12 protein-coding genes are annotated in these 13,450 nt (G+C 49.9%); 2 read left to right on the plus strand and 10 right to left on the minus strand.

Annotation, left to right across the window (positions count from 1 at the left end):
* Window positions 1-24 precede the first annotated feature (24 nt).
* The 6 genes from lpxA to flhB all read right to left on the minus strand — a co-directional run bounded on the left by lpxA (window position 25) and on the right by flhB (window position 7,730).
* Window positions 25-816, minus strand: a complete 792-nt coding sequence (gene lpxA, locus LVQ77_RS19360; RefSeq protein WP_232864804.1) for an acyl-ACP--UDP-N-acetylglucosamine O-acyltransferase — start codon at window positions 814-816, stop codon at window positions 25-27.
* 296 nt (window positions 817-1,112) lie between these two features.
* Window positions 1,113-2,252, minus strand: coding sequence for a beta-galactosidase BglB (bglB, locus tag LVQ77_RS19365; RefSeq protein WP_232905270.1), 1,140 nt, complete (start codon window positions 2,250-2,252; stop codon window positions 1,113-1,115).
* Entirely contained in the window at window positions 2,252-3,844 is a 1,593-nt protein-coding gene (locus LVQ77_RS19370) for an MFS transporter (protein WP_232864802.1), read from the minus strand. The genes bglB and LVQ77_RS19370 overlap by 1 nt, the downstream gene beginning before the upstream one ends.
* A 268-nt stretch (window positions 3,845-4,112) precedes the next feature.
* Entirely contained in the window at window positions 4,113-4,505 is a 393-nt protein-coding gene (gene flhE, locus LVQ77_RS19375) for a flagellar protein FlhE (protein ID WP_232864801.1), read from the minus strand.
* The gene (flhA, locus tag LVQ77_RS19380; RefSeq protein WP_232905271.1) at window positions 4,505-6,586 is read right to left on the minus strand and encodes a flagellar biosynthesis protein FlhA; all 2,082 of its coding nucleotides are present in this window, start codon (window positions 6,584-6,586) and stop codon (window positions 4,505-4,507) included. Before flhA ends, flhE begins: the two co-directional genes overlap by 1 nt.
* Window positions 6,579-7,730: a flagellar biosynthesis protein FlhB gene (gene flhB / locus LVQ77_RS19385; RefSeq protein WP_151994685.1), complete on the minus strand. Its 1,152-nt coding sequence runs from the start codon at window positions 7,728-7,730 to the stop codon at window positions 6,579-6,581. The genes flhA and flhB overlap by 8 nt, the downstream gene beginning before the upstream one ends.
* A 261-nt stretch (window positions 7,731-7,991) precedes the next feature.
* Between flhB and LVQ77_RS19390 the strand changes: the two genes are divergently transcribed.
* Both LVQ77_RS19390 and LVQ77_RS19395 read left to right on the plus strand, forming a co-directional pair.
* The gene (locus LVQ77_RS19390) at window positions 7,992-9,446 is read left to right on the plus strand and encodes a deoxyguanosinetriphosphate triphosphohydrolase family protein (RefSeq protein ID WP_232905272.1); all 1,455 of its coding nucleotides are present in this window, start codon (window positions 7,992-7,994) and stop codon (window positions 9,444-9,446) included.
* Window positions 9,427-10,236: a hypothetical protein gene (locus LVQ77_RS19395; RefSeq protein WP_232905273.1), complete on the plus strand. Its 810-nt coding sequence runs from the start codon at window positions 9,427-9,429 to the stop codon at window positions 10,234-10,236. Before LVQ77_RS19390 ends, LVQ77_RS19395 begins: the two co-directional genes overlap by 20 nt.
* 220 nt (window positions 10,237-10,456) lie before the next feature.
* Here the strand turns inward: LVQ77_RS19395 and cheZ are convergent, their stop codons facing one another.
* From cheZ to cheR, 4 genes are read right to left on the minus strand one after another with little or no spacing between them, the layout of a single operon-like run.
* Window positions 10,457-11,101 (minus strand): protein phosphatase CheZ, encoded by a 645-nt coding sequence (gene cheZ, locus LVQ77_RS19400; RefSeq protein ID WP_034455095.1) that lies wholly within the window; start codon window positions 11,099-11,101, stop codon window positions 10,457-10,459.
* A gap of 10 nt (window positions 11,102-11,111) precedes the next feature.
* On the minus strand, window positions 11,112-11,501 hold the full coding sequence (gene cheY / locus LVQ77_RS19405; RefSeq protein WP_034455094.1) for a chemotaxis response regulator CheY: 390 nt from the start codon (window positions 11,499-11,501) through the stop codon (window positions 11,112-11,114).
* A 17-nt stretch (window positions 11,502-11,518) separates the two neighbouring features.
* Window positions 11,519-12,568 (minus strand): protein-glutamate methylesterase/protein-glutamine glutaminase, encoded by a 1,050-nt coding sequence (locus tag LVQ77_RS19410; protein WP_151994688.1) that lies wholly within the window; start codon window positions 12,566-12,568, stop codon window positions 11,519-11,521.
* Complete coding sequence (gene cheR, locus LVQ77_RS19415) at window positions 12,565-13,431, minus strand: protein-glutamate O-methyltransferase CheR (protein ID WP_232905274.1); 867 nt, start codon at window positions 13,429-13,431, stop codon at window positions 12,565-12,567. The genes LVQ77_RS19410 and cheR overlap by 4 nt, the downstream gene beginning before the upstream one ends.
* Window positions 13,432-13,450: the final 19 nt, after the last annotated feature.

Here is a 13,450-nt window from a genome sequence, read left to right on the forward strand (position 1 = left end):
TGCGGCGGGCTTTTTCAAATCACATTAGCGAACAATTCCCCGCGCCGACCGCGCAAAAAAACGATCATAAAGGCCAATCACCGGGAAATCACTCTCCAGTATTTTCAACGACCTCTTCACTTCTTCTATCGACAACGCCTGGTTGTAAAAACGCTCATACAATGTATGAATCAAATCCTGCTGTTCTGGCTCTAACGCCTGAAACGCTTTCGAACTTGCGTTGATACCCAGCGGCACAGCGCGGTTACCTCCAGCCGTCACAAACGGCGGCACATCCTGAACCACTGCTGATTGGTCGAGGATCTTAACCCCACTTGCCAATATGCAAAATTGATGGATAGCACACATAAAGCCTATCTGCGCATCATCATCAAGCTCAACGTGCCCGGCAAGCCCACTGTTATCAGCAATCAATGTGCCATTACCGACCACACAATCATGACCAATATGGACACAATTCAAAAAGCGATTGTCATTACCGATGATAGTGGTGCTAAGCCCCTGAACTGTTCCACGATGAATAGTGGCATTTTTGCCAATCTGATTCCGGTCACCAATAACGACCGTCGTGGGTTCACCGGCATATTTAAGGTCCTGATTCGCATCACCTATGGATGAAAACTGGCCGAAAGTATTGTTACAGCCGATTGTTGTCAGGCCATTAATCACCGAATAAGCACCGACAACAGTTCCTTCGCCTATCACTACACCTGCGGAAATAACACAAAACGGGCCAATACTTACATGCGCACCGAGCACCACACCCGGCTCCACAATACTATTACTGGCAACCCGGGCTAACGGGGAAATAGACATCAATTTATCCTGATGACGGCACGAAACGGAGAACGCCTGTCATCGTTTAGTTATTAATCCAGACCGGGGATCAACAAGAAAGGAGGGACGAAAGAGAAGCTCCGCTTCGCCATTCGCATTATCGTTAAGGAGGGTGAAAACCAGTGAAGGGCTTATCGACAGCGGCAGCATAATGAATTGCGTCACACATTACGCCATTTATTTATTATTAAATTGGAGGAACTTTATGGGGTTTGCCCGCAGGTTTGATTTAGCAGTAATTTGCAGGCCTGGTTCCCCAGGCCTGTTGTATGCGCTTACAAATAAATTCTCAAATACTCACCCATACAGAGGATCGCCATCGCCTGTCCGTACGGCATTGAGGTCAGCGGGATTTGGCGATAAAACTCCAGGTTACTGCCCATTCCCGTGCCAAACGAAACCTGCAACAACTCACCTTCCGGGGAGATATTTTTGACGATACCTTTCATCGCCTTTTCTGCCACTTCTGCATACTCTTTGCCGATATAGCGCTTACGAATGCCTTTCAGAATGCCGTAGGCAAAACCGGCAGTCGCGGATGCCTCCAGATACGAATCGGGGTCGTCAAGCAAGGTGTGCCATAAACCACTGTCGTCCTGGCATTTTGCCAACGCGGCAACCTGATTTTCCAGCACCTGTACCAGATAGCGACGCACCGCGTTGTTCTCAGGTAAATCCACAAGCTCAAGGAAATCAGGGATCACAATAGTCAACCAGCTATTCCCCCGCGCCCAACGCGCATTGGCAAAGTTATGATTGCCTTCGTAACTCCAGCCGTGGAACCACAGCCCGGTTTCGCGATCCATCAGGTTCTGCACATGCAACAAGAACTGATAAGTCGCCTCTTCCACATATTCCGGGCGATTCAACAATTTGCCAATTTTTGCCAGTGGCAATACGGTCATCATCAGGGTGTCGTCCCACATCTGCTGATGGTTCTCTTCCGCAAGCGTAATGTGCTGCATGCCGCCGTGTTCGGTACGCGGCATTTCATACATTGCCCACTCAGCCCAGCTTTCAAGCCAGGGTAAGTAAGATGGATCGCGCGTTTCTTCGTAGCGGTAGGCCAGCGTCAGGAACGGTGCCATGGTATTGACGTTTTTGGTGGTAGCACCTTCTGCGAAACGGTCTGCAAACCAGCTATCAATAATTTCGCACATCTTCTTTTCACCGGTCTGGCGATAATACTGATACATGCCGTACAAACCGACGCCGTGCGTCCACTCCCAACCTGCCCAACCTTTGGTATCAATGACTCGTCCGTCATCCAGTCGCAGCAAGAATTGGCCCGTTTCATCCTTAATATTAATCAGATTATCCGTCACCTTGTGGATCAGGGTTTTCAGCTCATCCCGGGCAATAAAATGCTCCGGCTGGCACAGTAAAGGGCTGTGTTTGACGGGATAAATAATCATTAACTTAACCTCTGTGATGATGTATTCGAACGCATTGCAGCAGCCTCTTTCAATGACGGAGCCGCAGGTTTATTACGGTTGAGATAGCCAATATTGTTGTTGCCCCAAAGCGTGTCGTAAGGCATACCAGCCAACATTTCGACTGTGGCGCGAGCTTGTGGCGTGGTTGCTTCCGGAACCGGACGGCCCGCAACACGCATCTTCGCCGTCTCTTCACGTAATACGCTATGAGTTTGTAAATTGAGTTTAAAGCGCAGAGAAACTAAGAAACCGCACGCCAGTACCGCTACAGTACCGAAGCTTAAAATCATCAGAATAGTGTGGCTTACCGCTGGCGGCTGTACGGCCTGGCCGGAAACAAAACCAGAAAGCTGCATCACGATACCCACTAACATCACGGCCCCTGCCTGAGAAGCTTTACGCGTCAGAGTCATGATCCCGGCGAAGATCCCTTCACGACGCTGGCCGGTAATCACTTCATCAACATCAGCAATATAGGTGTAGGTATTCCACGGCACATAGTTGATGCCACCACGGCCCAAACCGGCGATAGCAGAAACCAGCATCAGCAGCGAGAAGACATCGCTTAATCCCGCGTAATACAATAATGCGTAAGAGATGGAACTCAGGCCAAAGAGCACTACAACCATACGGTAGGACGGCGCCGGGCCATATTTGATACACAGAGGAATCATGCCGATAACCGCGATAAATTGCAGAATCGCCATAGTACCGAGCAAGCTGGAAGCCATGCTTGCACTTTGCATCAGCACAAACACCACATAGTAGGTAAACACGGCATTGAACACATCCTGAGCAATATAACCGCCCAAATACATGCCCAAGTGTTGGCGGAAGATCTTAACGCGCAGCGTAGAAGTCAGTTCAACGTTCAGGCGCTTCATACTCTGCGCAAACGTCAGGGTTTTCTTCTCTTCTTCTGCACGCAGTGCCGCTTCTGTCCAGTCTGAACGAGGGCGCTCCCAGGTGAAGAACCAGACAAATGTCAGCACGATGGCACATATTGTGGCGAACACCAGACTTGAATAGAAGAAGGAGACTGCGTTGTCTTTCCCGAAGTGGTTTAACAGAATGCCCGGCAGGAAGGCGGCAAGAATTGCGGAGAGTTGCGCCATTGAGATACGTGCGCCGGAGAATTTGGTTTTCTGTTTGAAGTCATCGGTCATTTCCGGAACCAGTGTTTCATACGGCACCAGAATCATGGTGTAGACCACATCAAAAATCAGATAGGTCACCAGGTAATACCAATAACTCATCTCCCCAACCCACATAAAGCTGTAGCTGAAGACCAGCGGGATACCGAGCAATATAAAGAATTTACGGCGTCCAAAACGCTTACCAAGCCAGGTAGAACCAAAGTTATCGGTCAGGAAGCCCATCAGCGGACTGACAACGGCATCCAACACCCTCGCCATCGCAAAGATAAACGTCGCTTCAATCGGTGAAAGGCCACAGAAGGTAGTATAAAAGTAGAGCAACCAGGCGGCGGTGAGTGCCGTCGTCCCCGCCCCGAGAAAATCCCCGGAGCCGTAGGCAAGATAATTTGCCAATCCAATCTTACGTGTTTTCATTGCCGTCAAACCCCGTTAATTTTTTTATGGAGATTGCACGTCCCGGTACTTGTCGGGCTTGCGAGAACCTTACCTTGCTAAGGTAGAAGGACGGGGCAATTGAAACCTTTCCATTTTTGCCATCGTTTGATGAATGGTGGCAAAAATACAAAGTGTCTCAGCACTCGCATCACCGATTTATAAAACAGGGGTTTGTTTTTATCAAAAGCAGGGATTGAAAATGAGATCCGGAAGGTGAAAAGCCGCATCAGCGATGCGGCTTTAAAGACTATTTGTAATTCACGATAACCTGATTGCTACGAACTTTCAGTGCCGGGAAAAGAGCGCCGCCACCAGGAACTTCCCAGACAAACCGCAGCGGCTCATTTGCCGCCACATTGGTCAATCCACGTGTCGTCCCACTCTGCCCTTCAATTTCGGCACAGCGAGTCAGCGAGCACAGCCGGACATTTAACCCCGCAGGCGTCGGCCCAATCAGCTCATAACGCCAGGCGACCATCGTCATTACCCCATTCACGGGTTGCGAAGGTGCCAGAGCACGGGATGATGCTGAAGTGCCCCGGTGGCTAAGCGTGGCACCCACGCCACTGGCCTGCCATGCTCCCTCACCTGCGGCATGGGTCATTAAAGGGAAGAGAATCAGCAATAACAGGCGGCTCATTATTTCGCTCCAATGGTCGCAGTCATACGGATGTTACGGTTTTCGGATAGCTCAAGGCTTGAAAGCACCATGAGTTGCGGCAGGCTGCGACGTAAGAAACGCGCCAACAATGGTCGCAGCGCATGGTTAACCAACAACACCGGCGGTGCACCGAGCATTTCCTGACGTTTCAGCGCCTCCTGAGCTTGCTCCAGCAAGCGATCGGCAAGGCCAGGTTCTAACCCACCGCCCCCCTGCAATGCCTGCAATAACAAACGTTCAAGTGCCGCATCCAGGCCAATGACTTGCACTTCACCATTGCCTGGGAACCATTGCTGAGTAATCGCCCTTCCCAGCGCTACACGCACTACCGCTGTTAATTCATGCGGGTCATTTTGTATCGGTGCATGTTCTGCCAGAGTTTCAAGAATTGTGCGCATATCACGAATCGGCACTTTCTCAGCCAGCAGGTTTTGCAGAACTTTATGCAGTGTGGTTAACGTCACCACACCCGGCACCAGGTCCTCCGTCAATTTCGGCATCTCCTGGGTGACACGGTCGAGTAATTGTTGTGCTTCCTGGCGGCCAAACAGTTCTGGCGCAAACTGGCCAATCAAATGGTTAAGATGCGTGGCGACCACGGTACTGGCTTCGACCACGGTAAAGCCCTGAATTTGTGCCTGCTCTTTAAGCGCGCTTTCAATCCAGGTGGCGGCAAGGCCAAATGCCGGGTCAGTCGTGGTTTCGCCGGGAAGAGTGCCTGCGGCTGTGCCTGGGTTGATAGCAAGCCAGCGCCCCGGATAAGCGTCGCCACTGCCAATCTCGACGCCCTTCATCAGGATACGATAACGTGCAGGCGGCAAGTCCATATTGTCGCGAATATGGACTACCGGCGGTAAGAACCCCATATCCTGCGCAAATTTCTTACGGATACTGCGGATTCGCCCTAACAGCTCGCCGTCTTGCTGGAAGTCCACCATCGGAATCAGGCGGTAACCGACTTCCATTCCCAGCGAATCTTCCAGTTGCACATCATTCCAGGTTGCTTCAACCGCCTGTGGGTTTTCCTGCGGTTTGACCGGGGCTGATGGTGCCGTGGGCTGCTCCATCTGACGGCCGCGCATCCACCATGCCAGCCCAAGCAATGCAGCAGTAAACAGCAGGAAGACAAAGTTTGGCATTCCCGGCACCATGCCAAGCAAACCAAGAACACCGGCACTCAGCAGCATAACGCGCGGATTGTTGAACAGTTGGGTGACCATCTGCTCGCCAACATCCTGATCGGTTGCAACACGGGTAACGATAACGCCCGCTGCGGTCGAGATGACCAACGCAGGGATCTGCGCAACCAGGCCATCACCGATGGTCAACAGCGTATAAGTTTCTGCTGCTGCACCAAAAGGCATGTCGTGCTGAAGCATGCCGACTAACAGGCCACCCACCACGTTAATCACCATGATCATCAGCCCGGCGACCGCATCTCCACGCACGAATTTACTGGCCCCGTCCATCGAGCCGTAAAAATCAGCTTCTTGGGTGACTTCTGAACGGCGTTTTTTCGCTTCGTCTTCACCAATCAAGCCGGCGTTAAGATCGGCATCAATCGCCATCTGTTTACCCGGCATACCGTCCAGCACAAAGCGCGCGCCGACTTCAGCAATACGCCCGGCACCTTTAGTGATAACCATAAAGTTGATGATAACGAGGATGATAAACACCACGATACCGATGGCAAAGTTGCCGCCAACGAGGAAGTGGCCGAAGGCTTCAACCACTTTACCCGCTGCCGCACCACCGGTGTGCCCGTCCATCAAAATGATACGTGTTGATGCCACGTTCAACGCCAGGCGCAGTAAGGTGGTAAACAGTAGAATGGTTGGGAAAGCGGCGAACTCGAGGGTTTTCTGGGTGAACATTGCCACCAGCAGAACCATAATCGACAACGCGATGTTAAAGGTGAAGAGCAAATCCAGTATAAACGCCGGAAGCGGCAGTACCATCATCGACAAGATCATCAAGATCAGTATCGGTCCGGCAAGAATTTGCCATTGCCCGGATTTCATACTGGCAGGCAGACGCAGTGTTGCGAGCAAATTAGCCATCGGAGTCCTTCTCGTTTGCAAAGTCCAGCGCTTCAGGCACTGGAAGGTTTTCAGGTTTTTTCGGGATTAATCCGCCAGCGACACGCCAGCGCCGCAGTTGCCATACCCATGCCAGCACTTCTGCTACGGCGGAATACAACTGCCCAGGAATTTGTTGCCCTATTTCAGCATGACGGTATAACGCACGCGCAAGCGGTGGAGCTTCGAGCATTGGAATACGGTGCTCATTACCAATTTCACGAATACGCAGCGCAACCAGGCCGGCCCCTTTCGCCAGCACTTTTGGCGCACTCATTTTGTTTTCGTCGTACTGTAAGGCCACCGAATAGTGCGTTGGGTTGGTCACAATCACATCGGCCTTCGGCACATCTGACATCATGCGGCGACGAGCGGCGGCACGCTGTTGTTGGCGAATACGGCCTTTAACATGTGGGTCGCCTTCTTGTTGCTTGAATTCGTCGCGAATATCCTGGCGGCTCATGCGAAGCTTTTTAATGTTGCTGAAAATCTGGAAGAACACGTCGAAGCCGACCATTGGTGTCAGCCCCAGTACAATCAGCAAACCGCACACCGCTACCATATTTAATGCGTGTCCCAAAGCGGCCAATGGCGGTTCACTCATCAGGCGCATCATCTCTGGCCATTTGTGCAGCAGATACCAGGCCGTTACGCAGCCGACCAAAATGGCTTTGAGGAAGGCTTTTAGCAGTTCAGCGCCTGCCTGGGCTGAGAACATCCGCCCGAGTCCGGAAATTGGATTCATTTTGCTGAATTTAAACTGTATCGACTTCCCGCTGAACAGGATGCCACCCAACAGCATGGGGGCTGCAATCGCCACAATCACCAGCCCGAAAATCAGCGGTAACAGTGCCCAGACGGCCTGTTTAATCAGTTGGCTGATTTGTTTAACGATAAGATTGGGATCGTTAATAATGCTGTGATCAAAATGGAGACCAGTAGACAACATTGCCGCCAGCTGTCGCGCCAACGGCTCCCCACCCATCCAGATAATGCTGATTCCCACCAATAGCATAAGCAGTGAGGTCAACTCGCGGGATCGGGGGATCTGCCCATCTTCGCGCGCTTTTTCAAGTCGGTGGGGTGTGGGGGCTTCTGTTTTGTCGTCGTCGCTTTCTTCTGACACTGCAACAATCTCGTGGCCACAATTACCAGCACAGCATGTCAGAAAGGGGGAACGCTAATGGGAGGAAAACGGGGGAATTTGTAGGTTTGTTTGTGGGTTAAGTAGTTTGTGTGCGCAACGATAGGATTTCATTTTCTTGCATCTGGATTTGCGAGCATGGCCTAAAGATTAAAAAATCAACGCCCTGCCATCTTCTCATCCAAAGATCCGTTTGCTACTTTTCCACCGTTTTATCAATCATGATTAAATAAGGAGCAAACGATGCAATGGACTGAATTACTTAACGCTAATCGGCGTAAACCTAAAAAAACCAATTCTGTAGGAACCGCCAAAGGTCGGCTTCAGATAGAACGAGATTTCGACCGAATTTTATTTGCGGCCCCCACTCGCCGCCTGGCAGATAAGACCCAGGTTTTTCCCCTGGATAAAAATGATAGTGTGAGAACGCGTCTGACCCACTCACATGAAGTAGCCAATCTGGCACGAGGAATTGGGGTTAGGTTGGCGTTCGAAATGAAAGAGGATATTTTCGGCACAAACCTACCTGACGTTTGTGTTGAACGTGATGTCCCGGCACTGCTCGCTGCTATAGGTTTAGTACATGATCTTGGCAACCCCCCTTTTGGCCATCAAGGGGAACGGGCGATGGGTGAATGGTTCAGGAAAGAAATTCCCGTTTGTACCAGTTGCCCCATGGATAAAATTTACAATGATTTCCGCCAGTTTGATGGGAATTCACAAACCTTCAGGCTGGTAACCAAACTTCAAATTCTCAATGATGAGTTTGGCCTTAATCTTACCTACGCCACACTGGCCTCAATGCTCAAGTACCCGCGAACCTCATTTTCAAGTTCAAAGCAGTGGAAAAAGCATGGTTTCTTCTACTCCGAAGAGCCCGTCGTCAAAGACATCTGGGAGAAAACCGGTCTCAGAGAAGGCATCCGTCATCCTTTCACTTATCTTATGGAAGCGTGTGATGATATTGCTTATTCAGTACTTGATGCAGAAGATACGGTTAAAAAGGGTTTAGCTTCATTCCATGATTTAATGGACTTCCTCTCTTGTCAGAATAATGCCTCATCCGATGAAATAATGCGTAATGTCATTACTAAAAGCAAAGAAGACAATAAAGAGTATGCCAAAGGAGAGTTATCCCCAGCAGAGCTGAATGACATGAGCATGCAAATGTTCAGGGTTTATGCCATAGCTGAATTAGTTGATGCTGTTGTCATTGCATTCAAAGAAAACAAAGACAACTTTCTTGACATTAATTGTCAGGAAAAAGATCTCATTTCAATAAGTAAAGGACATGCTTTATGTGAAGCCCTGAAAATGTTCGACCGAACCAGAGGATACCAACATCGCAGTGTATTAAAACTCGAATTAGAAGGTTCGAATTATATAAAGGGATTAATGGATATGCTCTGGGTTGGTATTCATGGACATAAAACTAAACAGCAAAAGAAAGATGAAAAGCTTTCATCAGCCACAACATTGCCGGAATACCATTCTGATACACCATTTGGCAGATATGTCTATGGCAGAATCTCCGAAAATTATCGCCGCATTTTTGAAAGCCCTCAAAACGATCTGCCCGTGCTTTACAAAGAAGCGCAACTTCTCGCCGATGCTATTTCTGGCATGACAGATAGTTATTTGATTGCCCTACACGATGAGCTAAAATCCTTGTATGAGTATGAACATAGTTCAAAGTAAGCGAAATCTGAAGCGAAGAGTTGAAGGATTTTTCGCTTCAGAGAAAGACGAGCGTCAGGCGGCCAGCAACTTCATCGAAGCGCTGTCTATGCATGCTCATGTCTACATTTTCGGTGGCATGATTCGCGACATAGGACTGTTTGGCCATAACGGCTTCAGTTCAGACATCGATCTGGTCTTCCACGGAAGTCGTCATGAGTTGTATGAGGCGTTAGAATCATTAAACATCCCAAACTTTACCGAGAATAAATTTGGTGGTTTCCGGCTGACTTACTCACGCATGGATTATGATATCTGGAGCCTGGAAGATACCTGGGCGTTCAGAGAGGATGTTATTTCACTACATAATATCGATAGCTTACTACATACCACGTTAATGACCTGGGATGCTGTAATTTATGATATTAAAGCAAAGAAAATAATCACTCAGCCAAATTATTTACAGGACTTAATTAACAGACGTTTAGACCTGGTGTTAGAAAAAAACCCTAACGAAAAAGGTTCTGTAGTAAAAATCATCCGGACTATTTACGGGAAAAATGCTGCTACATTAGGAGGAAAACTTTGTGCCTTCCTTCAAAGTCATTTGTCCTGCTATAGCAGCACCGAGTTAATACAATACGAACGCGCCAACTTTGACAAAAATTTAATCACCGCAGATCGAATTGACAAGTTACTTATTTTACTTGAACAATGGCAGAAAGGTGAGGACATTATTATCAATGTTCAACAAAAACCAAAAACCATTCACTATAAATGCATTTCCGAAAAAGGTAATGTATTTCCCTGATGTGATCTCTCTCTCAAATTATACTTGTAATCTTTTGGGTATATACCCATTAGCATTCGAGTTACAAATAGGCGGCCAGGGAGCTTATCCCAATGAGCTTACTAAGGTAAGTAGTTTGGGTAAGTGAGCGCAGCCAACACCCCTGCAGCTTGAAGGATGATGGATATATAACGTCATTAAGAAAAAATGACGCTGTGCCACTTAGACACAGCACCCAATATTAAAACCCTAAACTATCCAGTAAATCATCAACCTGATCCTGGCTTGCAACCACACCCGCTGCGGTCGCGTTCATTTGCGGGCCGTTGAGCAGGCTGTCGGCTGGGCGTTTTGCACGCGCATCCAGTTCTGGCATGTTCTCCATTAACACCATCAACAACTGGCGTTCAATTTCCTGGATAACATCCATCATGCGCTTGATGACCTGACCGGTTAAATCCTGGAAGTCTTGCGCCATCATGATTTCCAGAAGCTGGGCGTTGGTGAAGCTGGTGTGACTCGGGACGCCAGACAAGTAGCTGCGCGTATCGGTAACCAGTTCACGGGCATCACCCAGCTCGATTGGGTTTTCAAACCAGGCATCCCAACGGCCATTGAGTGCTTTGGCGTCGGATTCCAGTTTGTTCTGATGAGGCTGAGCCAGCTCCACACAGTTCAGCGCGCGCTCTGCGGCCTGCGCGGTCATCTGCACCACGTAGTCCAGGCGGTCACGAGCATCGGGAATCGCTTCCGCCGCTTCGGCAATCGCCTGGTCAAGGCCCAGCTCGCGTAGGCTGTCGCGCAGCATTCGGGTCAGGCTGCCTATCCGAACGATAATATCGCCGGTTGAATGTAACTCTGACGCGGGATTGGTAGATGAGTGCATGAGCCTCTCCTTACATGCCGAGCTTTTCGAAGATTTTGTTTAACTTCTCTTCAAGTGTTGCGGCGGTAAACGGTTTTACCACATAGCCACTCGCCCCCGCCTGTGCTGCGGCAATGATGTTCTCTTTCTTCGCCTCAGCGGTCACCATCAATACCGGCAGAGCCGACATTGCACCGTTGCCACGAATGGTTTTCAGCAACTCCAGACCGTCCATGTTCGGCATGTTCCAGTCAGAGATAACAAAACCAAAGCCGCCACCGTTGAGTTTATTGAGCGCATCGACACCATCTTCTGCTTCTTCGACGTTGTTGAAACCCAGCTCTTTTAGCAGGTTACGGACAATGCGACGCATGGTAGAGAAGTCATCCACCACCAAAAATTTGAGTTCTTTATCTGCCATTTATTGGGTTCCTTCGGTTAAATACGTATTGCCTGTCCGGCACTAATTTTTGCCAACATCTGTTGACTGATTACGCTTAAATCGACCACTTCGCTGACACCACCACTGTTGATGGCCTCACGCGGCATGCCGAACACCACACAACTTGCTTCGTTTTGGGCGATAGTCCATGCCCCGGCTTTATGCATTGCCAACATCCCTGCAGCGCCGTCATTCCCCATTCCCGTCAAAATGACGCCCACGGCGTTACGCCCGGCGAATTTGGCGACAGAGTGGAACAGCACATCCACGGCCGGACGATGCCGGTTCACGGGTGGGCCGTCATGAATTTTGATTTGGTAGTTCGCCCCGCTACGGGCAAGCTCCATATGTTTATCGCCCGGTGCGATGTAGGCGTGCCCCGGTAACACACGCTCGCCATCCTCTGCCTCTTTCACCGCTATCTGGCATAACTTGTTAAGCCGGTCAGCAAACGAGCGAGTAAAACCTGGAGGCATATGCTGCGTAATTAGTACCGCCGGGCTTGATAGCGGCAGCGGTTGCAGGACATGGCGAATCGCCTCGGTACCACCGGTTGATGCACCAATAGCTATCAATTTTTCTGAACTGAGTAATGGCCCGGCTTTCAACGCAGCAGGCGCTGCAACGGGTGCTCGCGCCGCCAGTTTTGCCTTCGCAGCAGTACGCACTTTCTCAGCAATAGTTTCGCTATAGGCCAGCATTCCTTCACGAATGCCTAACTGCGGCTTGGTGACAAAATCAATCGCGCCCAACTCCAGCGCTCGTAAAGTCACTTCCGAACCTTTCCCGGTGAGCGATGAAACCATCACCACCGGCATCGGGCGCAGGCGCATTAATTTCTCAAGGAAATCCAGACCGTCCATGCGCGGCATTTCTACATCCAGCGTCAGCACGTCAGGGTTGAATTTCTTAATCAAATCACGAGCCACAAGCGGGTCTGGCGCGGTTGCCACCATTTCCATGTCATCGTGGCTATTGACAATTTCTGTCATGATCTGGCGCATCAGGGCGGAGTCATCGACGCACAGCACGGTTATTTTTGTCATGATCTTTCCTTACTCAGTCCGTACACGGTCTGCCCACGCAGTAAAAACTCGCGGCTGAGGTTACTGAAGTTTTCCGAATGCCCGGCAAACAGCAATCCGCCCGGTTTTAGCAGCGGTACAAAACGCTGCAAAATTTGCTGCTGTGTCGCTTTATCAAAATAAATCATCACATTGCGACAAAAAATGGCGTCAAACGGTCCAGGAATTGGCGCTTGCTTGTCCAAAAGATTGATTGGCGCAAACTCCATGTGACTGGCCAGATCGCTACGCACCCGTACCAGCCCATCGTGTGGCCCGGTGCCACGCAGGAAATAACGCTGCATCTGTACTGGCGACAGCGTTTTCAGTTCATCCTGGCGATAAATGGCACTCTGGGCTTTCTCCAGCACCTGGGTGTCGATATCACTGGCGAAGACTTTCCAGCGCCCAGGTGCCATACCCAGCACATCTGCAAGCGTTATAGCGATGGAATACGGCTCTTCACCGGTTGAGGCTGCCGCACTCCAGACTTTGTACTCCCCACTACGTTTACGCGCATGTTCTGCGAGAATCGGAAAGTGGTGACCTTCGCGAAAAAAAGCCGTCAGGTTAGTGGTCAGGGAGTTAATGAACGCCTGCCATTCGGCATTACTGCCGTTAGCCTCCAGCATGCTCAGGTAGTGTCCAAAATCCTCCAGCCCCAGAGTACGTAAACGTCGCACCAGGCGGTTGTAAACCATGTCTCGCTTGTGATCGGCCAGCACAATTCCTGCACGCTGGTAAATCAACTGGCATATCCGGCGAAAGTGCGTGTCGGACAGCGGTAGACGCTGTGTCATCTGTAACATTAATGACGATTGTCCAGTGGACAGTGGTGATGTCATAGCGTCTTCTCAATTACTT

The sequence above is a fragment of the Buttiauxella cochleicola genome, from assembly GCF_021282435.1.
In the GTDB taxonomy this organism is placed as follows: domain Bacteria; phylum Pseudomonadota; class Gammaproteobacteria; order Enterobacterales; family Enterobacteriaceae; genus Buttiauxella; species Buttiauxella massiliensis.